Below are 20,313 nucleotides of genomic sequence, written 5' to 3'. Positions count from 1 at the left end.
ACAAGTGATATTTCCATGACCGTCGAAGTGAAGCGATTCCGGGTTTTCCCGCGCCGGCCGGCCGGGCAGAGTGCGGCCATGACAGTAACCGACGAGATATCCGCCTGCCGGCTTTGCGCCGGGGACTTCGCGCGGACCGCGACCGCACATGAGCCGCGCCCGGTCGTGTGGTTCCGGCCCGCGGCGCGGGTGCTGATCGCCGGCCAGGCGCCCGGCGCGCGGGTCCATGCCTCGGGCCGGCCCTTCACCGACCCGTCGGGTGACCGGCTCAGAGATTGGCTCGGCCTTGACGAGGCGGATTTCTACGACCGCGACCGGGTGGCGATCGTGCCGATGGCCTTCTGTTTTCCCGGCTACGACGCGAAGGGCGCTGACCTGCCGCCGCCGCGACGCTGCGCGGAGACCTGGCACGGCCGGGTGATGGCGGGGCTTCCGGAGGTCCGCGTGACCTTTCTCGTCGGCGGCTACGCGCATCGCTGGCACCTCGGTTCCGGGGCGGCGAAGGGTGGCGTGACGGAGACGGTCGCAGGCTGGCGTGACCACGCGCCGCGCGTCTTTCCCTTGCCTCATCCGTCCTGGCGCAATATCGGCTGGCTGAAACGCAATCCCTGGTTCGAGGCCGAGCTCTTGCCGGCCGCGCGGGCGCGGATTTCGGAGGTTCTGGACGATGGCTGAGACGATACTGGACCGCGCCCATGCAGCGATGGCGGCAGCGCCCGAGGACGACGCGGCGCGGCTGCGCTTCTACGAGCGGCTGGCCGATGCGGAGCTGTTCCTGCTCCTGCAGGCCGAGCCGGTGGACGACGCAGTCGCACCGCAGCTCTTCGCGCTGGAGGAGGGGCCGTTCGCGGTCGCGTTCGACAGCGAGGAACGGCTCGCGGCCTTCGCTGAGGCGGTGGTGCCCTATGTCGCCCTGCCCGGCCGGGTGGTGGCGCGGGAACTGGCGGGGCAGGGCGTCGGTCTCGGGCTAAATCTGGGCGTGGCGCCGTCGGAGTTCCTGATGCCGGCCGAGGCGCTCGCTTGGCTCGCAGGGACGCTCGCCCATGTGCCCGAGCATACCGAGGCGCGGCCCATCTCGGTCGCGGCCCCGGCGGGCCTGCCCGAGGCGGTGGTCGCGGCGCTCGATGCCAAGCTCGCGGGCCTCGCCGGGCTGGCGTGGGCGGCGCATCTGGTGGCCGTCGGCTACGAGGGCGGCCGGCGCGGGCATCTTCTCGCCTTCGAGGGGGCGCGGGCCGGGGCCGAGACGGCGCTCGCCAAGGCGGTGTCGGAGGCGCTGGTCTTCTCCGGCATCGAGGCGGGAGAGATCGACGTCGCCTTCCTGACGGCGGACGACGCGCTCACGTCGCGGATCCTGCGCGTGGCGCTCAGGTTCGACCTACCGGAGCCGCAGGTGGAGACGGCGCAGGTGCTGGCGCCCTCAGCGCCGGGCATGGATCCGGCGCGGCCTCCGAAGCTGCGGTAAGACTCAGTAACCGAGTTCTCGGTCGACGCGGTGGAGGAGGGGCTCGCCCGCCTCGCCGCGGCGGATGTTCTCGGCCACGACGCGCGCGGCGGTGGTGGGGCGGGTCTCGGCGGCGATGTGCGGCGTGACGGTGACCTTCGGATGCGCCCAGAACGGATGGCCGGGGGGCAGCGGTTCCTCCCGGAAGACGTCGAGCGTCGCGTGGCCGATCTGGCCGGCATCGAGGGCCGCAAGAAGGGCCGCGTCGTCGATCAGCGGGCCACGGCCGGGATTGATGATCGCGGCACCTTCGGGCATCAGCGCCAGCCTTCCGGCGGTCATCAGGTCGCGCGTATCGGCGGTGAGCGGCAGCAGAAGCACGGCGATCTCCGCGCGCGACAGGACGTAGGCGAGGCCCGTGTCGCCGGAGTGGCAGTCGATGCCGGGGATCGACTTCGGGCTGCGGCTCCAGCCCAAGACCGGGAAGTTCAGCGCCGCGAGCGCAGCCGCGCAGGCTTGACCGAGCGCGCCGAGGCCGAGCATCGCCACCGGCCGCTCGCGCGCGAGCGGCGGCAGCAGGGAGGCTTGGCGCCAGATGCCGTCCTGGCCGTGAATATGCGCGTCGATGCAGAGGTGGTGGCGCAGGACATGGCCGGTGACGTATTCGACCATGCCTTCCGTCAGGCCCTGATCGACCATCCGCGTCAGGGGCTGGGTCAGCGTCGGATTGGAGACGATGCGCTCGACCCCGGCCCAGAGGCTCAGGACCGCCTTGCAGCCGGTATAGGGGGAGAAGTCGGTGACCGGGCCGCCCGGCGCGTAGACGATGTAATCGACCGCCGCCGGGTCAGGCGCGCTGTCGGACAGGTCCGCGGCGATCCCGAGTTCGGACAGCGCGGCCCTAAGCGGTTCGCGGTAGGCTGGCCAGCGTTCGGCTCCGGCGGCGAAATAGACCTTGATCGGCATCGTCACCTCGGTCGGTGGATATGGGCGCTTTGGACGAGGCCGAAGGCGCCGAGAAGGATGATCATCGCGGTGCCGCCATAGGAGACGAGCGGCAGCGGCACACCGACGACCGGCATCAACCCTGTGACCATTGACATGTTCACCATGAAGAACAGGAAGAACGTGCCGCCCACGCCGAAGGTCAGGAGCGCCGAGAACCGGTCGCGGTTCGACAGCGCCGACTGGATGCAGAAGACCAGGATCAGCACATAGAGCGTGAGCAGCGAGACGGCGCCGATGAAGCCGAACTCCTCGGCGAGCGTCGTGAAGATGAAGTCGGTGTGCTTTTCCGGCAGGAAGTTCAGCCGCGACTGGGTGCCCTGCATGTAGCCCTTGCCGGCCCAGCCACCGGATCCCAGCGCGATCTGCGCCTGGGTGATGTTGTAGCCCGCACCCAAGGGGTCGGTGCTCGGGTCGAGGAAGGTGTCGATGCGGCGGAACTGGTAGTCCTTGATCAGCTGCCATTCGGTGCCGCGGCTCTCGAACACCGTGAACACCAGCCCGACGGCGAGCGCGATCACCGCGGCGAAGTACCACAGGCTCACCCCGGCCACGAACATCACGATGCCGCCGCCGGCAAGAAGGAGGATCGCGGTGCCGAGATCAGGCTGCTTCAGAACGAGGAAGGTCGGCACCAGCACGATCACTACCGGGATGATGACCCAGAGCGGATGCGAGACCTTCTTGACGTCGAGCCAGTCGTAATAGGCCGCGAGCAGCATCACCAGCGCGATCTTCATCAGCTCCGACGGCTGCAGCCTGAGGGGGCCGAGCTCGATCCAGCGCTGGGCGCCCATGCCGATCGTGCCGACGATCTCGACCGCGACCAGAAGGAGAAGCGAGACGAGATAGGCCACTGCCGAGAGGTTGCGCCAGAACCAGATCGGTACGAAGCCGATCGCGAGCATCGCCACGATCCCGACCGCGAACCGTTCCATCTGCGGCTCGGCCCAGACCTCGATCCGTCCCCCCGCGACCGAATAGAGCATCAGGAAGCCGACCGAGGCGACCGCGGTCAGCAGCAGTACCAGCGGCCAGTTGACGTGGAGGACCTTGCGCAGGCCCGTCGGCACCGTCTTGACGTTGTATTCCAGGTAGCTCATGCGCGCGACCGGCCCCCGCTCGGCCCTTCGGGCTCCATGAGTTGCAGCTCTTCGCGCGCGGCCTCGATCCCCTCCCGTTGGTCGGCCGGATAGGCGGTGAGCGGCGGAAAGCCTTCGTTCAGCGCCTGCAGCACGATGTCGCGCGCGATCGGCGCCGCCGCGAGAGAGCCGCCGCCGCCGTGCTCGACCACGACCGAGACCGCGATCCGCGGCGCGTCATAGGGCGCGAAGGCAACGAAGAGCGCGTGGTCGCGCCGTTCCCACGGCAGGTCCTCGTTCTTGGTGACGCCGCGAGCGCGTTCGGCGGCCGTGATGTTGCGCACCTGGCTGGTGCCGGTCTTGCCCGCCATCCACATCGTCTCGTCGACGATGCGCGAGCGGTAGGCGGTGCCGCGCTGCGAGTTCGACACGTCGAACATGCCCTTGCGCACCGCGCGCAGAGCATTCTCGTTCAGTCCGAGCGAGGGCGGCTCGGCCAAGGGAACCTCTACCCCGTTGAGCGAGCGTACCAGCCGCGGCATCACCTCACGCCCGGTAGCGATCCGCGCGCTCATCACCGCGAGCTGCAGCGGCGAGGCAAGCACATAGCCCTGGCCGATGCCGGAGTTGAGCGTGTCACCCATCATCCAGCCCTGGCCGTATTTCTCCTGCTTCCATTGTTTGTCCGGCGCGAGCCCTTCCGAGATCGCCGACATCGGCAGGTCGAAGCGCACCCCGATCCCGAGCCGCCGAGCCATCGCCGCCACCGCGTCGATGCCGACGCGCTGGGCCGCCTCGTAATAGAAGACGTCGCAGGATTTCTGGAGGCTCTCGGTCAGAGCGACATGGCCGTGTCCGCCGCGTTTCCAGCAATGGAACCTGCGGTTGCCGAGCTTCGTATAGCCCGGGCACCAGACGGTGTCGCCTGTCCCGATCACGCCTGCCTCGAGCGCCGCGAGCGCAACCACCATCTTGAAGGTCGAGCCCGGCGGATAGGCGCCCTGCACCGACTTGTCGGCGAGCGGGCGGTGGTCGTTCTCAGTCAGCGTACGGTATTCGGGGCCGGAAATACCGCGCACGAACATGTTCGGATCGAAGCTCGGCGCCGAGTTGATCGCCAGGATGTCGCCGGTCCGGACATCGATCACTACGGCAGCGGCACTTTCGCTGCCAAGCCGGGCCTGGACGTAATTCTGCAGCCGCCGGTCGATGGTGATCTGAATGCTTGCGCCCGGATCGCCCTTCTTGCGGTCAATCTCACGCATCACGCGGCCGGTGGAGTTCACCTCGATCCGGCGCGACCCCGCCTTGCCGCGCAGATCCGCCTCGAGCTTGGCCTCAAGCCCGATCTTGCCGATCTGGAAGCGCGGGATCTTCAGCAGCGGATCGGGGTCCTCGATCTTCGACAGGTCGTAGTCGCTGACCGGGCCGACATAGCCGAGCACATGGGCAAGGTCAGGGCCGAGCGGGTAGTGGCGCGACAGGCCGACCTCCGTGGTGACGCCGGGCAGGGCCGGTGCGTTGACCGCGATGCGGCTGAACTCTTCCCAGCTCAACCGGTCGGCGACGGTGATCGGCAGCGTCGGCGTGCGGCCGGCCTCCTTGAGGGTGCGCTCGCGGTCGTCGTCGGACAGCGGAATGAGCCGCGCGAGCCGGTCGAGCACGGCTTCGGTGTCGTCGGCATCTTCCTTGATGATGGTGATGCGGTAGTTCTGCTCGTTGCTGGCGACGACCGCGCCGTTGCGGTCGACGATCAGGCCGCGTGCGGGCGGCAGAAGCCGCACCTTGATGCTGTTCTCCTCGGCGAGGAGCCGGAACTCATCCGCCTGGTCGACCTGCAGGTAGCGCATCCGGTACGCGAGAGTCCCGATGAAGACCGCCTGAAGCGAGGCGAGCATCAGGCCCCGGCGGCTGATTGTGCGGAAGCTTTCCTGGCTGTCGCGGGGGGGGCGTCTCATCGCCACCCTCCGCGGGTGTCGGGCTCGCCCCGCGCCGGGCCGCGCAGCCGCAACACCGCGAGCGTTGCCGCGAGGACGAGCGGGTAGGCGAGGCCGGTGGCAAGGGCATGGAGTACCGTCGGTCCGAGACCGATCTGCGGTACCATGAAGACCGCCAGCACGAACCAGTTGGCGAGCATCATCGTGAGGATCAGCGCGCCGGCCATACTCCATTCGACGGCGAACGGAAGGTCGCGCAGGGTCGCCTCGCGGCCACGCAGGAACTCGGTGCCGAGGAGCACGATCAGCGCCCACAATCCCGGCGGACGCATCGCGAGGATGTCGTCGACGAGAAACACCATCGCGATCACCAGAGCGGGCACCTGATCCGGACGGCGCATCACCCAGACGAGCGCGAGGCAGAGAATGAGGTCGGGCCCGGGGAAACGCGGAGGCACGGTGGACAGCGGCAGCAGCCGCGCGAAGAGGATCGCCGCGGCGAGGCCGAGGAAGAGCAGGCAGTGGCGGAGGCGCCGGGCGGTGGCGGGGTCAACCATCGCCGGCCTCCGGTTGCTGTGCCGCCTCGGCGGCGGGGAGGGTATCGGCGCGCGGGGGGATGGCCGGCGCGATCAGCCTTCCGGGCGCGGTGATCTGTTCGGCGGGGTGGCTGCGCAGCACGCGCAGGAAATTGAGCCGCTCGTAATCGGCGGCGAGCCGCACCCGGAGCCGGCGGTCCTTGTCCAGTTCGACCTGCCCGACGAGGAGACCAGCCGGAAACACGCCGCCGTCGCCCGAGGAGATCACGCGGTCGCCGGGGCGCACCTGCTCGGGCGCCTCTAGGAATTCGACCGGAGGCGCGGCGGAATTGTCTCCGACGAGCATCGCCTTCTGGCCGGAAGGCTGGATCGTCACGGGGATCCGGCTCGAGGCGTCGGTCAGCAGGATCACCCGGGCAGTGGTCTGGCCGACCCCTGAGATCCGGCCCACGAGTCCGAGCCCGTCCATCGTGGCCCAGCCATCGACGATTCCGTCGCGTGCGCCGACGTTGAGGAGCACCGACTGCCGGAACGGCGAACCGGCATCGGCCAGCACGACGCCAGAGACCGAGGTGAGCTTGGGATCGAGCCTCACCTGGTTCTGCGCGAGAAGCTTGGCGTTCTGCTGTTCGAGCTGAACCGCCGCCTCCTTCCAAGCCTTCATCTGCTGCAGCTCGCGGCGCAGTTCCTGATTCTGCTCGTAAAGGCTCGCATAGGACTGGAAGCCTTCGACCATGTCGACGAACTTCGTGACCGGCAGGAGCGCCCAGTCAAGGTTGGGCACGACGCGGTCGATGACGGCCGCGCGAAACTGCTCGACCCGCGGGCTGTCGATGCGCCAGATCAGAAACGTCAACGCCAAGACGAAGACGAGCGCCCCAATCAGGATGCGGCGCATCGGCGTTCGGAAATCGATATCGGGTCGGTGGTCTCGGGCCACTTGAGCCTCGCGGTCGGGGCGCCAGGCCGGGGCCTCAGCTGTCGTAGTCTATCACATGGCGGAGCTGTTTTTCATACTCCAGCGCCTTGCCGGTGCCAAGCGCCACACAGCTCATCGACTGGTCGGCGATGGAGATCGAAAGCCCGGTCTGCTCGCGCAGCGCCAGGTCCAGCTCCCCGAGCAGCGCGCCGCCGCCGGTCAGCATCACGCCGCGGTCGACGATGTCGGCGGCGAGGTCGGGCGGGGTCGCCTCGAGCGCGGTCATCACCGCCTCGCAGATCTGCTGGACCGGCTCGGCGAGGGCCTCGGCGACCTGGGCCTGGTTGATCTCGATCTCCTTCGGCACGCCATTCAGAAGATCGCGGCCGCGGATCTGCATCGAGGCGCCGCGCCCGTCATCGGGCATCCGCGCGGTGCCGATCGAGGTCTTGATGCGCTCGGCGGTCGACTCGCCGATGAGAAGGTTCTGCTGCCTGCGCAGGTGGCTGATGATCGCCTCGTCCATGCGGTCGCCGCCCACGCGGACCGAGCGCGCATAGACGATGTCGCCGAGCGAGAGCACCGCGACCTCGGTCGTGCCGCCGCCGATGTCGACGACCATCGAGCCGGTCGGGTCGGTGATCGGCATGCCGGCGCCGATCGCCGCCGCAATGGGCTCCGCGATCAGCCCCGCACGCCGGGCGCCGGCAGACAGCACCGACTGCCGGATCGCCCGCTTCTCGACCGGGGTGGCGCCGTGGGGCACGCAGACGATGATCTTCGGCTTGGAGAAGGTGGTGCGCTTGTGGACCTTGCGGATGAAGTGCTTGATCATCTCCTCGGCGACGTCGAAATCGGCGATGACGCCTTCGCGCATCGGCCGGATCGCCTCGATCGAGCCGGGGGTGCGGCCGAGCATCAGCTTGGCATCCTCGCCCACCGCGAGCACCTGCTTCTTGCCGTCCTTGACATGGTAGGCGACGACAGAGGGCTCATTCAGAACGATCCCCTTGCCGCGCATGTAGACGAGCGTGTTCGCCGTCCCAAGGTCGATCGCCATGTCCGACGAAAACAGCCCGCCCCAACTTGCCATGTCCAAATCCTGTCCCCAACAGATCCCGGCCCGCGACTCGTGACCGCAGGCCGCGTCTCTTATAGGCCTTGGGACCCAGAGGCGAAAGAGGCGTCATTTCACGCCTTCGCGGGAATCTGCCGCTATCAAAATATCATCATTACTGGAGGATTTCTGGAAGTAACGTGGCAATTTATTTCACTATTCAAACATTTTTTACAAACCACGCGCTGATCCGGTCTCGCGCCAGACGCGATCAGGCTCGCCACGTCTAGCGCGGCGCTGGCATTCTGACGGTGGATGGCGGAGGAGTTGTGTTATAGCGACGTCGCGTCCGCTGGGGGGACTGGCGTGGATTCTCGTACTTTGACGCCATGCGTTTAGGCGCGCCGCGGGCGAGACCGTCTACTCCGGAAGACCCGAAGAGGTGTTGGGCCGTGTCGTGAGGGCCAGCATCCGGGTTGATCCGAGCGGTCGGTCAATCCCGTCCGGGTACAGTGCGGTTTCGAGCCTGTGAGGCGTCAGGCGGGGCCGCGCCGTAGCGCGGCCCCGCGGGTCGTTCAGCCGGCCGACTTCAGCTCGTCCTCGGGCTTGGTCTTGGCGCGCCGCACTACGAGGTTGTTGAGCGCGCTGACATAGGCGCGGGCCGAGGCGACGACCGTGTCGGTGTCCGAGGACTGGCCGGTGACGATCTTGCCGTCCTCCTCAAGCCGCACCGAGACGGTGGCCTGCGCATCGGTGCCCTCGGTCACCGCGTGAACCTGGTAGAGCGCGAGCCGCGCGTCGTGCGGGAAGAGCTTCTTGACCGCGTTGAAGGCCGCGTCCACCGGCCCGTCGCCCTGCGCGGTCACCTGGTGGTCCTTGCCGTCGATGGTCAGGATCAGGTCGGCCGATTGCGGCGCCTCGGTGCCGCAGATCACGCGCAGGAACTTGACCTGCATGAGATCGCCCGCGGCCTCCGACGCCTGGTCGGTCATCAGCGCCACGAGGTCGTCGTCATAGACCTCCTTCTTGCGGTCGGCGAGCGCCTTGAACCGCACGAAGACGTCGTTGAGCTGGTTGTCGGCCAGATCGTAGCCGAGGTCCTTCAGCTTCGAGCGGAGTGCCGCGCGCCCCGAATGCTTGCCCATCACGAGGTTGGTGGCGGCGAGGCCGATATCCTCGGGGCGCATGATCTCGAAGGTCTCGGCATTCTTCAGCATCCCGTCCTGGTGGATGCCGCTTTCATGCGCGAAGGCGTTCTTGCCGACGATGGCCTTGTTGAACTGCACCGGGAAGCCCGAGACGGCGGCGACGCGGCGCGAGACGTTCATGATCTTCGTGGTGTCGATGCCGGTCCGGTAGGGCATGATGTCGTTGCGGACCTTGAGCGCCATCACGACCTCTTCCAGCGCGGTGTTGCCCGCGCGCTCGCCGAGCCCGTTGATCGTGCATTCGATCTGCCGCGCGCCCGCCTCGACGGCGGCGAGCGCGTTCGCCGTCGCCATGCCGAGGTCGTTGTGACAATGGGTGGCGAAGATGATCTCGTCGGCGCCCGGAACCTTCTCGATCAGCATCCGGATCAGCGCGGCGGATTCGCGTGGCGCGGTGTAGCCCACCGTGTCGGGGATGTTGATCGTCGTGGCGCCGGCCTTGATCGCGATCTCGACCACGCGGCAGAGGTAGTCATGCTCGGTCCGGGTCGCGTCCATCGGCGACCACTGCACGTTGTCGCAGAGGTTGCGGGCATGCGTCACCGTGTCGTGGATCCGCTCCGCCATCTGGTCCATGTCGAGATTGGGGATGGCGCGGTGCAGGGGCGAGGTGCCGATGAAGGTGTGGATGCGCGGGCGGCGCGCATGCTTTACGGCTTCCCAGCAGCGGTCGATATCCTTGAAGTTCGCCCGCGCGAGGCCGCAGATCACCGATTGCTTCGCCTGTTTCGCGATGTCGCTCACCGCCGCGAAATCACCCTCCGAGGCGATCGGAAAGCCCGCCTCGATGATGTCGACGCCCATCTCGTCGAGCATCTCGGCGATCTCGAGCTTCTCGTCGTGGGTCATCGTCGCGCCGGGCGACTGTTCGCCGTCGCGCAGCGTCGTGTCGAAGATCACCACGCGGTCTTGCTTGGATTTGTCGGTCATCGTTCTGATCTCTCTTTCGTTCCTTAGCATTGCCTGGCGCTGGTCACCTCTGAGCGGTCGCGCCCAAGGGCACGCTCAGAGGCAGCTAAGGAGGAGAAGGGCACGGAGCGGCAGGGCGCGCAGGGCACCCGATGCGGCGTGGATATGCTGGCTCCGTGTCATGGGGCGCGACTATACGCACGGCGGGCGAAAGGAAAAGCGAAAAATCATCCCGCCCGGCCCTGCCTGTCCTAGTTTGCGGGCGCTTCCCCGGCCGGGGCGCCATTGGCCGGCTCGGTAGCGGGATCGGCCGGTGCCGGTTCCGTCGCGGCCTCGTCGCCCGCGGCCGGGTCGGTCGCGGGCGCCGCATCGGGCTGCGGCTCGGGCGCGGTGGAGGTCGCGTCCGGTTCGCTCAGCCTGTCGTCGCTCCAGTTGCCCGAGGCGGTCTCGCCGGTGGCGTAGCGCATGATGCCCTGGCCCTGGCGCTTGCCGGCCTTGAAGCTGCCCTCGTAGACGTCGCCATTGGGATAGGTCGCGGTGCCCTCGCCGTCGATCTCGCCGGCCCTCCAGCCGCCGGCGTAGCGGAAGCCGTCGGGCATCACGATCTCGCCCTTGCCGTCGCGCTGGCCCTTCTTGAAGGTGCCGGTATAGACCGTGCCGTCGGCATAGGTCGCCACGCCCTCGCCCTCGCGCGCGCCGTTCTGCCAGCTGCCGACATACGAATAGCCGTCGGGATAGGTCATCTTTCCCTGGCCGTGATTCTTCCCGGCCTTGAACGCGCCTTCGTAGACGAGGCCGTTGGTGTAGCGCGCGATCCCGTCGCCCTCGATCACGCCGTCCTTCCACTGGCCCTCGTAGGAGGCGCCATCGGCATAGGTAATCTTGCCGGTGCCGTGGGCGAGGTCGCCGGCGAAGTCGCCCTCGTAGACCGAGCCGTCGGGATAGGCGACGCGGCCCTTGCCCTCGATCCGGCCCTCGACCCAGTCGCCTTCGTAAACGTAGCCGTCGGTGCCGGTGAACGTGCCCTTGCCCTGGCGCTGGTCGGCGACGAAGCCGCCCTCGTAGACGTCGCCGTTGGCATAGGTGACCTTGCCCTGGCCCTGCCGCTTGCCGCCCGCGAGTTCGCCTTCGTAGATGTCTCCGTTCGGCTGGGTGAGCTTGCCCTTGCCGCTCATCTGGCCCTCCGCCCAGGCGCCTTCGTAGACGAGCCCGTCGGCGAGCGTGAGCTTGCCCTGGCCGGCGCGCTGGCCGCGCAGCATGTCGCCTTCGTAGATCGCGCCGTCGGGATAGGTGATGGTGCCCTTGCCCTCCTTGACGCCCTTCACCCAGTCGCCTTCGTAGACATAGCCGCCGGGGCTCTCCATCCGGCCCTTGCCGTGATGCAGCGCCTTCTCGAAGCTGCCGGTGTAGGTGACGCCGTTGGCATAATGCGCGCTGCCCTCGCCCTGGATCTCGCCCTCGACCCAGTCGCCCTCGTAGGTGCCGCCGTCGCCGAAGGTGATTTTGCCCTTGCCGTGCGGCTTGCCCTTGACGAAGTCGCCCTCGTAGACCGAACCGTTCGGGTAGCGCGCGGTGCCCGTGCCGAGGATCTCGCCCTCGACCCAGTCGCCGGAATACTCGTAGCCGTTTGGCAGACGGTAGGTTCCCTTGCCGTGCTGCTTGCCGTCCTTGAACGTGCCTTCGTAGATGCCGCCGTCCTCGTATTCCTTGGTCACGATTTCCTGGCCGGCCGCGGCCCCCGCCGCGGTGACCATGACCGCCAGCATAACCGACCGAAGTCCTGCACCGTCGATGCGCATCATTTCCCGCTCCGCCTTTCGATCGCTGCCGCCGCGCCACCCGGACCGGACTGCATGTCACCGCACGAGGCGCGGCTGCTCCGGACCGGAGCGCCGTTGCTGCCCCGCGCCGACCCTAATTCCGGCATGCCCCGGTGACAAGTCGTCCGGCGACGCCCGGTGCGTTCTGCCGCCTTTCGGGATCAATGCTTCCCCTCGGCGGCAGGTTTGGTAATACGGGATCCAAAATTTCCCGGGAGCCCGCATGGCCGATACGTTCCGCCTGACCCTCGCCCAGCTCAACCCGACCGTGGGTGCGCTGGCCGCCAACGCCGCGAAGGCGCGCGCCGCTTGGGAGGCCGGCCGGGCCGCTGGCGCCGACATGGTCGCGCTGACCGAGATGTTCATCACCGGTTACCAGACCCAGGACCTGGTGCTGAAGCCCGCCTTCACCGATGCAGCGATGGCCGCGATCGAGGCGCTTGCGCGCGACTGCGCCGATGGCCCTGCGCTCGGCATCGGCGGGCCGTGGCGGGAGGGTGGCAAGCTCTACAACGCCTACTGGGTGCTCAGGGGCGGCAAGGTCGTGGCGCGTGTGCTGAAGCATCACCTGCCAAACGAGGCGGTCTTCGACGAGGAGCGATTGTTCTCCTCTGCGCCGGTGAGCGGACCCTACGCGATCGGCCCGGTCCGGATCGGCACGCCGGTCTGCGAGGATGCCTGGTTCGACGACGTGACCGAGACGCTCGCCGAGACCGGGGCGGAGATCCTGCTCGTGCCGAACGGCTCGCCCTATTACCGCAACAAGTACGATACCCGCGTGGCGGTGATGGTGTCGCGCGTGATCGAGACCGGGCTGCCGCTCGTCTATCTCAACATGGTCGGCGGCCAGGACGATCAGGTGTTCGACGGCGGCTCGTTCGTGCTCAACGCCGGTGCCGAGCTCGCGATGCAGATGCCGGTTTTCGACGAATGCATCCGTCACGTCGAGTTCGGCCGCACCGACAGGGGCTGGCAGGCGGCGCGGACCGAGCTTGACCCGATGCCGGACGAATGGGAGTTGGACTATCGCGCGATGGTGGAATCCTTGCGCGACTACCTCGCGAAATCGGGCTTCGGAAAGGTCTTGCTCGGGCTTTCGGGCGGCATCGATTCCGCGCTCGTGGCAGCAGTCGCGACGGACGCGGTGGGGCCCGAGAACCTGCGCTGCGTGATGCTGCCTTCCGAATACACGTCGGCGCATTCGCTGGAGGATGCGGCGAGCGTCGCGAAGGCGCTCGGCTGCCGGCTCGACACGGTGCCGATCGCGGGGCCGCGGGCGGCGGTGACGGAGACGCTCGCGCCGCTCTTCGAGGGGACCGAACCCGGCGTCGCCGAAGAGAACATCCAGTCGCGGCTCCGCGGGCTTCTCTTGATGGCGCTTTCGAACAAGTTCGGCGAGATGCTGCTCACGACCGGCAACAAGTCCGAGGTCGCGGTGGGCTATGCCACGATCTATGGCGACATGGCGGGCGGCTACAACCCGCTGAAGGATCTCTACAAGACCCGCGTCTACGAGACCTGCCGCTGGCGCAATGCCAACCACCGGCCTTGGATGAAGGGGCCGGAGGGCGAGGTGATCGCCGACCGGGTGATCGCCAAGGCGCCCTCGGCGGAGCTCCGGCCCGACCAGAAGGACGAGGACAGCCTGCCGCCCTATCCGGTGCTCGACGCGATCCTCGAACGGCTCGTGGACCGCGACCAGTCGGTGGCCGAAGTGGTGGCCGCGGGCTTCGACCGCGACACGGTGAAGCGCGTCGAACAGCTGGTCTTCACGAGCGAATACAAACGGTTCCAGTCGGCACCGGGGGTGCGGCTGACGCGGAAGGCGTTCTGGCTGGACCGGCGCTACCCGATCGTGAATCGCTGGCGGGATGACACGTAGCATTTTTGCTGATTGAATGATCAGTCAAAAAAATTCTTGCGCGAATCTTCGACGTAATTGACCATCGGGCGTCCATAACAGGGAGACGTTCATGAAGACGCATTTGGTAACTGGGCTTGTCGCAGCGCTGCTGGGGGCGGGTTCGGCACATGCCGAAACGACGCTTCGCATCATGAGCTACAATATCTGGGGCGGCGGTGCGAACGAGGGCAAGGGCGTCGAGGAAACCGTTGCCGTGCTGAAGGCGGCCAATCCCGACATCATCGGGATGCAGGAAACCCGGCTGGAGCCGGAGGACTGCACCGCCGAGGCTTGCGCCGCGGTTGGCGAGAGCGTGGCGAAAGAGATCGCCGAGGCGCTGGGCTATTATTACTACGACCAGAGCCAGGAAAACGTCGCCCTCTGGGCGAACGCGATCCTGTCGCGCTATCCGATCGGGACGCCGACCGCGCATGATCTTGGGGTGCCGATCGACGTGAACGGGGTGACGGTCTGGGCCTTCAACATCCACCACGACGACGAGCCCTATCAGCCCTACCAGCTTCTGAGCATCGAATACGGGCCCGCCCCCTTCATCAAGACCGAGGCCGAGGCGCAGGACTGGGCGACGAAGACGCGCGGGCCCGCGATGGACCTGCTCTTCGAAGACATGACGGCGGCGGACGGTGCGGCGGCGGTCTTCGTCTTCGGCGATTTCAACGAGCCCTCGGAATACGACTGGACCGATGCCGCCGTCGCTGCCGGTCAGCAGCCGGTGAAGGTGGAATGGCCGACGACGCACCTCCTGTCGGAGGCCGGGTTCGTCGACACCTACCGCGCGGTCTGGCCCGACCCGGTCGCCAAGCCTGCCTATACCTGGACCCCACAAGGCGATGAGGCGGACCCCGAGGACCATCACGACCGCATCGACTTTGCCTTCGCCAGGGCCGAAGGGTTGACGGTCACCGGCGCCTGGATCGTCGGCGAGACGGGGCCGCGCACCGAACTGGCGGTCGACCCCTGGCCCTCGGATCACCGGGCGACGCTGGCGGAGGTGTCGTTCTGACTGGACAAAAGTGGCGGGACGGGCAGAGACTTGGCCATGGCCAACAAGACCGTCCCGACCGACTTTTCCGTGCAGGACTTTATGGCTGGGGTCGAACCGCCGTCCCGGCGGGATGAGGCGCTGCGGCTCGATGCGCTCTTTCGCGAGGTCACCGGGTTCGAGCCGGTGATGTGGGGGCCGTCGATCATCGGCTACGGGCGCTATCATTACCGCTACGCGAGCGGGCGCGAGGGCGATTTCCTAGCCACCGGATTTTCGCCGCGAAAGGCTGCGCTGACGATCTACATCATGCCCGGCTACACGGATTACAGCCACATCCTCGCGGATCTCGGCAGGCATCGCCTCGGCAAGTCTTGCCTCTATGTTAAAAGGCTCTCCGATATCGACGAGGCGGTGCTGGCTCGGTTGATCCGGGCGGGACTTGACGATCTAGAGACGCACTGGCCCGTTGAGGCCCGGTGACGGCCGCGGGTTTGGCTGGTGGCAGCCGCTTGCGTCAGGGTCGCCGCCGAACGCGCGTCATTAAGATTTCTTTGATCCGGGGGGGGCAGCGTTTTGATGATACGCTTTTTTTCGGTGGTGGTCCTGTGTCTGCTGGCGGTGCCGTCGCAAGCGACGGCCGAGGGCATCCGGACCGAACAGGTGAGGTTCGCAGCGGGCGCGTCGAGCGCGTCGATCCGGGGCGAGATCGAAGGATACGAGTCGGTTTCCTATATGGTCGGGGCCGAGGCGGGACAGCGTATGACCGTGACGCTCTCGCCCTCCAACCTCGCCACCTATTTCAACGTCTATGCGCCGGGCAACGGTCTGGGCGATGCGGCGCTCGCCAACAGCAGCATGACCGGCGCGAATGTCCCAGACCTCAACCGGTTCGACGCCACGCTTCCGTCCTCGGGGGAATACACGATCTCGGTCTACATGATGCGCTCGGCGGCGCGGCGCGGCGAGCGGTCAAGCTACACGCTGGACATCGGCATCAGCGGAACGACCGGCGCGGTGGTCGAGGGCGACTATGCGGATAGCCTGCAGGGCGGTCCCGATTTCTACGCGGTGCGCACGTCGGGTGGCGGGCTCAACCTGCGTGCGGGGCCGTCTTCCGGGGCGGGCGTCGTCACGCGGGTCGAGAACGGTACCGACCTGCGCAATCTCGGCTGCCGCATGGCGGAGGGGCGCCGGTGGTGCCGCGTCGCGATGCTTGCGGATCCCGGCTACGAGGGCTGGGCGGCCGGGGAGTTCCTGGTCGAGGGCACGGGATCGGCGGCCGCGCCCGTGGGTCAGGCGGGCGGAACCTCGACGGAGCGGGTCCAGTTCACGGCTGGCGCAGGCGGGGCGGAACTGACCGGGGCCTTGGCCCCCGGCGAGTCGCGGCGCTACGTCCTCGGTGCGCAGAGCGGCCAGTTCCTCTCCGTCCGCGTCGCGACCGGCAGTCCGGATGTGTCGTACCAGATCTTCAATCCCGACAAGTCGTTTCTGCTCGACCAGATTGCTGCACGCCAGGAGTACCGCGGCCAGCTCTGCCAATCGGGTGATCATGTGGTGGAAGTGATCAACCGCGGCGGAGGGACCGCCGACTACAACGTGATTTTTAGTATCGAGTGACGCCGGGTTCGGGCCCTTTGTTCCGGCGGCGCCACGTCAACGCTGAAGTCGATCACGGGCGAGGGCAGCCTCTGATCCGGGGGCGCTTCGGGCGCCCTTCACTCCCACCAGCGGTCGATCATGGCGATCTGCTCGTCGGTCCAGCCGAAATGGTGCGCGAGTTCGTGCACCATCACATGCGCGACGAGCTGGCCGAGCGTGACGTCGCCGCGCTCGGCCCATTCGTCGATGATCGGCCGGCGAAAGAGCCAGATCGTGTCGGGGCGGTCGACGATATCCATCACCGACTTTTCGGTGAGCGGGATTCCCATGTAGAGTCCCGTGAGCTGGAACGGATCCTCGATGTCCATGTCCTCGAGGATGTCCTCGGGCGGGAAGTCCTCGACCCGGAGCACGATGGCGCGCGCGGGCGCGGCGAAGGCGGGCGGCAGGTCTGCGACCGTCGCCCGCGCCATCTGCTCGATCGTGTCGAGATCGGGCGCGGCGCGCCCCAGCCAGTCATTCATGCGTATCTCCTTGGCCCCCATCATATGGACAAAATGCGCGCCCTGTGAAAGAGGGGGCGCGACAGGAGACATCCCATGACCGTGACCCGTTTCGCCCCGTCGCCGACCGGCTACATCCATGTCGGCAACCTGCGCACCGCGCTGATGAACTACCTCATCGCCCGAAAGACCGGCGGCACCTTCATCCTGCGCCTCGACGACACCGACCAGGAACGCTCGAAACAGGAATATGCCGACGGGATCAAAGAGGACCTCGACTGGCTCGGCCTGCACTGGGACCGGGTGGAAAAGCAGTCCGAGCGGCTCGGCCGCTACGGCGAGGTGGCCGGGGATCTGCGAAAGACGGGCGACCTTTACGAGGTGTTCGAGACGCCGACCGAGCTCGACCTCAAGCGCAAGAAACTTCTGAACATGGGCAAGCCGCCGGTCTATGACCGCGCGGGGCTGGCGCTGTCGGCGGCCGAGAAGGACAAGCTCCGGGCCGAGCGCGAGGGCTACTGGCGCTTCAAGCTCGACCAGCAGCGGACGGAATGGGCTGACGGCATCCTCGGGGACGTGTCTATCGACACGGCCTCGGTCTCAGACCCGGTGCTGATCCGTGCGGATGGTCAGGTACTTTACACCTTCGCCTCCTCGGTCGACGACATCGACATGGGGATCACCCATATCGTGCGCGGCGCCGACCATGTGACCAACACCGCGACGCAGATCCAGATCATGCGCGCGATCGGCGGCACGCCGCCGGCCTTCGCGCACCATTCGCTCCTGACCGGCCCGCAGGGCGAGGGCCTGTCGAAGCGGCTCGGAACGCTGTCCTTGCGCGATCTCAGGGCGCAGGGCGTGGCCAAGGAGGCGCTGTTGAGCCTGATGGCGCGGCTCGGCTCGTCGCAGCCGGCGGAGCTGAAGCTGTCGCTCGACGAGATCGCCGAGGGGTTCGATCTGAGCCAGTTCGGAGCGGCGCCGACCAAGTTCGATGCCGAGGACCTCTGGCCGCTGACGCGCCAGCGCAACCAGGCACTGCCCTTCGAGGCGGTGAAGGATCGGATCGCCGGGCTCGGCGTGCCGGCGGAGATGGCCGAACGATTCTGGCGCGTCGCGTCGCAGAACATCACCACGCTCGACGATCTCGGCGCCTGGTGGGTGCTCTGCCGCGACGGGGCCGAGCCGGTGATCGCGGCCGAGGACGCGGAGTTCGTGCGCGAGGCGGTGGCGCTCCTGCCGGAGCCGCCTTTCACCGAGGCGAGCTGGGGGGAATGGACGGCGGCCGTGAAGGAAAAGACCGGGCGGAAGGGCAAGGGGCTCTTCATGCCGCTGCGGCTCGCCCTGACCGGCCAGCCGCACGGGCCGGAGATGGCGGAACTCATGCCGCTTCTGCAGAAGGTGCGCGCGAAGGGCTGAGCTTCGGTTGCGGCGTGGGGGCGGCCCCCCACCCCCATCCCCTCCCCACGAGGGGGAGGGGTGGCGCCCGAAGCCGGTGGGGGCTGTCCGATCGCGTTGGTTGCTTCCCGGTCGCCGGTGCAGGGCGTTCAGGGTCGCGCGGCGCGCTCGACGAGCTTCAGGCAAAGCTGCGTCGCCACCGCCATGTCCTGGACGCTGATCCATTCCAGCGGCCCGTGGATTTCCTGCATCCCGGTGAAGAGGTTGGGGCAGGGCACGCCCAACTCGGTCAGCCGCGACCCGTCGGTGCCGCCGCGGATCGGGATGGAAACCGGCTCGATCCCGAGATCGCGGCAGGCGGCGCGGGCGAGGTCCACCGGGGTCATGTCCTTTTCCAGCCAGTAGCGCATGTTTCGGTATTGCGCGCGGATCTCGCAGGTGATCTCGGCCCTCGGCTCGGTTGCCTGAACCGTCGCGCAGACCTGCCGCAAGAGCTCGCCCTTCGCCGCGAGCCCGTCCAGTTCGAAGTCCCGCAGGATGATCTTCAACACCACCTTCGCCGCCGAGCCCTTCATCTCGTAGACGTGGAGGAAGCCCGCGCGCTCCTCCGTCGTCTCGGGCGTCATCGTCACGTGCGGCAGGGTCTGGACGATCTTCGATCCGAGATGGAGCGCGTTGACGAGCTTGCCCTTCGCCGTGCCGGGATGGATCGAGACCCCCGTGACGGTCACGGTCGCCATGTCGGCGGAGAAGCTCTCGTATTCGATCTCGCCCACCGCCGCGCCATCGAACGTAAAGGCGAAGTCGGCGGCAAGGTCCGCGGGCAGGCGTGCGTCGACGCCTCCGCCGATTTCCTCGTCCGGCGTGAAGGCGATGCGGATCGGCCCATGCGGGATGGAGGGATTGGCGAGGAGATGCCGCGCCGCGCTCATGATCACGGCGACACCGGCCTTGTCGTCGGCGCCGAGCAGGGTCGTGCCGCTCGCCGTGATGATGTCATGTCCGGACTTTTCGCCGAGATAGGGCGAGATGTCTGGCGAGAGCGTGAGCCCCGGCGCGTCGGCAAAGCTGATCGCGCCGCCATTGTAGTTGCGGTGGACGACCGGCTTCACCCCGGCCGCGTGGAACTGCGGCGCGGTATCGACATGGGCGAGCAGGCCGATCACCGGCGCGCCCTCGGCGGTGGCCGGGATCGTGGCGAGCACCGCGCCATAATCGGTGAGCCGCACCTCCGAGGCGCCGATCCCGGTCAGTTCGGCGAGGAGCAGGCGCTGGAGGTCGAGCTGGATCGCGGTGCTGGGCTTGGTGCCCGTATTCTCGTCACTCTGTGTGTCGATGGCGGCGTAGCGCACAAGGCGCTCTTCGAGTTCACGGTCGAAGTCGGTTCTCATCACACATTCTCCGGGGTCACGCCTTGCGGCGGGTCAGGCCAAGGACGTCGACATGGTCGTCGGTGAGCCGGCGCTCGGCGGCGCTGGTCTTCTGGTGACGTGTGTAATGCGGCGCGGCGCGGTCGTCGAGGATCGCGGTCCAGCTCGTGGTCGTGGCGAAGAAGTGGGCGACGCCCGCCTCGCCGAACTCGCGCAGGAAGCCCTGCACCACGGTGTCGAGATAGCTCAGGAGGATCGGCTGGTCGTTCGGCGGCAATCCATGCGCCGCGTCGACGGCGTAGATTTCCACCCGGTCGGCCCAGCCCGGCGTCGTGGTCAGGTGGTCATGCAGTAGGGGGTGGCGCAGGTAGGCAGCCTCGCGCTGGTCGAGAAGCGCCCAGTCGTCGCGCGGCACGGCGGCGACGAGGCCGTCGATCTCGGTCGCGGCCGGCTCGGCAGAGAGGTAGGGCCAGGGGCGGAGCCGCGTGTGCCGCCAGACCCGGCGCCAGCCCGCGAGCCGCGCCGGTTCGCCGGGCGCATAGTCATGCGTCGCCCGGTTCACGAGCGAGCCATAGCCGAAAAAAGCGGGGTGTCTGTCGCCGGTCACGGGGTCGCCTATG

The 20,313-nt window shown here is 67.6% G+C and carries 18 protein-coding genes; 7 read left to right on the top strand and 11 right to left on the bottom strand.

The window, feature by feature from the left end:
* The first annotated feature begins 78 nt into the window (after positions 1-78).
* Both OM960_RS16410 and OM960_RS16405 read left to right on the top strand, forming a co-directional pair.
* Positions 79-675 (top strand): uracil-DNA glycosylase family protein, encoded by a 597-nt coding sequence (locus tag OM960_RS16410; RefSeq protein ID WP_264772720.1) that lies wholly within the window; start codon positions 79-81, stop codon positions 673-675.
* Complete coding sequence (locus tag OM960_RS16405; RefSeq protein WP_264772719.1) at positions 668-1,462, top strand: SseB family protein; 795 nt, start codon at positions 668-670, stop codon at positions 1,460-1,462. The genes OM960_RS16410 and OM960_RS16405 overlap by 8 nt, the downstream gene beginning before the upstream one ends.
* A 3-nt stretch (positions 1,463-1,465) precedes the next feature.
* On the opposite strand, the gene OM960_RS16400 is transcribed toward OM960_RS16405, so the two are convergent.
* From OM960_RS16400 to OM960_RS16365, 8 genes are all read right to left on the bottom strand, one after another.
* Positions 1,466-2,407 carry a 2-hydroxyacid dehydrogenase gene (locus OM960_RS16400; RefSeq protein WP_264772718.1) on the bottom strand — a complete coding sequence of 314 codons (942 nt, stop codon included), beginning with the start codon at positions 2,405-2,407 and terminating at the stop codon, positions 1,466-1,468.
* Positions 2,408-2,409: 2 nt separating this feature from the next.
* On the bottom strand, positions 2,410-3,549 hold the full coding sequence (rodA, locus tag OM960_RS16395; protein ID WP_264772717.1) for a rod shape-determining protein RodA: 1,140 nt from the start codon (positions 3,547-3,549) through the stop codon (positions 2,410-2,412).
* Positions 3,546-5,486 (bottom strand): penicillin-binding protein 2, encoded by a 1,941-nt coding sequence (gene mrdA / locus OM960_RS16390; RefSeq protein ID WP_264772716.1) that lies wholly within the window; start codon positions 5,484-5,486, stop codon positions 3,546-3,548. Before mrdA ends, rodA begins: the two co-directional genes overlap by 4 nt.
* Positions 5,483-6,022: a rod shape-determining protein MreD gene (locus tag OM960_RS16385; protein WP_263338375.1), complete on the bottom strand. Its 540-nt coding sequence runs from the start codon at positions 6,020-6,022 to the stop codon at positions 5,483-5,485. Before OM960_RS16385 ends, mrdA begins: the two co-directional genes overlap by 4 nt.
* Positions 6,015-6,941, bottom strand: coding sequence for a rod shape-determining protein MreC (mreC, locus tag OM960_RS16380; protein ID WP_263338376.1), 927 nt, complete (start codon positions 6,939-6,941; stop codon positions 6,015-6,017). Before mreC ends, OM960_RS16385 begins: the two co-directional genes overlap by 8 nt.
* Before the next feature lie 34 nt (positions 6,942-6,975).
* Positions 6,976-8,013 (bottom strand): rod shape-determining protein, encoded by a 1,038-nt coding sequence (locus tag OM960_RS16375; protein WP_263338377.1) that lies wholly within the window; start codon positions 8,011-8,013, stop codon positions 6,976-6,978.
* A gap of 539 nt (positions 8,014-8,552) precedes the next feature.
* Entirely contained in the window at positions 8,553-10,115 is a 1,563-nt protein-coding gene (locus tag OM960_RS16370; RefSeq protein WP_263338378.1) for a 2-isopropylmalate synthase, read from the bottom strand.
* Positions 10,116-10,345: 230 nt separating this feature from the next.
* On the bottom strand, positions 10,346-11,893 hold the full coding sequence (locus OM960_RS16365) for an MORN repeat-containing protein (protein WP_432759524.1): 1,548 nt from the start codon (positions 11,891-11,893) through the stop codon (positions 10,346-10,348).
* A gap of 244 nt (positions 11,894-12,137) precedes the next feature.
* On the opposite strand from OM960_RS16365, the gene OM960_RS16360 reads away from it, so the two are divergent.
* The 4 genes from OM960_RS16360 to OM960_RS16345 all read left to right on the top strand — a co-directional run bounded on the left by OM960_RS16360 (position 12,138) and on the right by OM960_RS16345 (position 16,440).
* The gene (locus tag OM960_RS16360; protein WP_264772715.1) at positions 12,138-13,796 is read left to right on the top strand and encodes an NAD+ synthase; all 1,659 of its coding nucleotides are present in this window, start codon (positions 12,138-12,140) and stop codon (positions 13,794-13,796) included.
* Positions 13,797-13,887: 91 nt separating this feature from the next.
* Entirely contained in the window at positions 13,888-14,841 is a 954-nt protein-coding gene (locus OM960_RS16355; protein ID WP_263338381.1) for an endonuclease/exonuclease/phosphatase family protein, read from the top strand.
* 36 nt (positions 14,842-14,877) lie between these two features.
* On the top strand, positions 14,878-15,303 hold the full coding sequence (locus OM960_RS16350; RefSeq protein ID WP_264772714.1) for a DUF1801 domain-containing protein: 426 nt from the start codon (positions 14,878-14,880) through the stop codon (positions 15,301-15,303).
* 96 nt (positions 15,304-15,399) lie between these two features.
* The gene (locus OM960_RS16345; RefSeq protein ID WP_264772713.1) at positions 15,400-16,440 is read left to right on the top strand and encodes an SH3 domain-containing protein; all 1,041 of its coding nucleotides are present in this window, start codon (positions 15,400-15,402) and stop codon (positions 16,438-16,440) included.
* Positions 16,441-16,538: 98 nt separating this feature from the next.
* Here OM960_RS16345 and OM960_RS16340 read toward each other — a convergent pair whose 3' ends face one another.
* The gene (locus OM960_RS16340; protein ID WP_263338391.1) at positions 16,539-16,946 is read right to left on the bottom strand and encodes a metallopeptidase family protein; all 408 of its coding nucleotides are present in this window, start codon (positions 16,944-16,946) and stop codon (positions 16,539-16,541) included.
* 75 nt (positions 16,947-17,021) lie between these two features.
* Between OM960_RS16340 and gltX the strand changes: the two genes are divergently transcribed.
* The gene (gltX, locus tag OM960_RS16335; RefSeq protein WP_264772712.1) at positions 17,022-18,344 is read left to right on the top strand and encodes a glutamate--tRNA ligase; all 1,323 of its coding nucleotides are present in this window, start codon (positions 17,022-17,024) and stop codon (positions 18,342-18,344) included.
* Positions 18,345-18,472: 128 nt separating this feature from the next.
* Here gltX and pepT read toward each other — a convergent pair whose 3' ends face one another.
* Both pepT and OM960_RS16325 read right to left on the bottom strand, forming a co-directional pair.
* Entirely contained in the window at positions 18,473-19,714 is a 1,242-nt protein-coding gene (gene pepT, locus OM960_RS16330; RefSeq protein WP_264772711.1) for a peptidase T, read from the bottom strand.
* A gap of 16 nt (positions 19,715-19,730) precedes the next feature.
* Complete coding sequence (locus OM960_RS16325) at positions 19,731-20,300, bottom strand: gamma-glutamylcyclotransferase family protein (RefSeq protein WP_264772710.1); 570 nt, start codon at positions 20,298-20,300, stop codon at positions 19,731-19,733.
* Between the last annotated feature and the right edge of the window lie 13 nt (positions 20,301-20,313).

It is taken from the genome of Defluviimonas salinarum, assembly GCF_026013545.1.
Classification (GTDB): domain Bacteria; phylum Pseudomonadota; class Alphaproteobacteria; order Rhodobacterales; family Rhodobacteraceae; genus Albidovulum; species Albidovulum salinarum.
The sequence above is the reverse complement of the archived record's forward strand: the minus strand, read 5'-3'. Positions and strand labels throughout refer to the sequence as shown.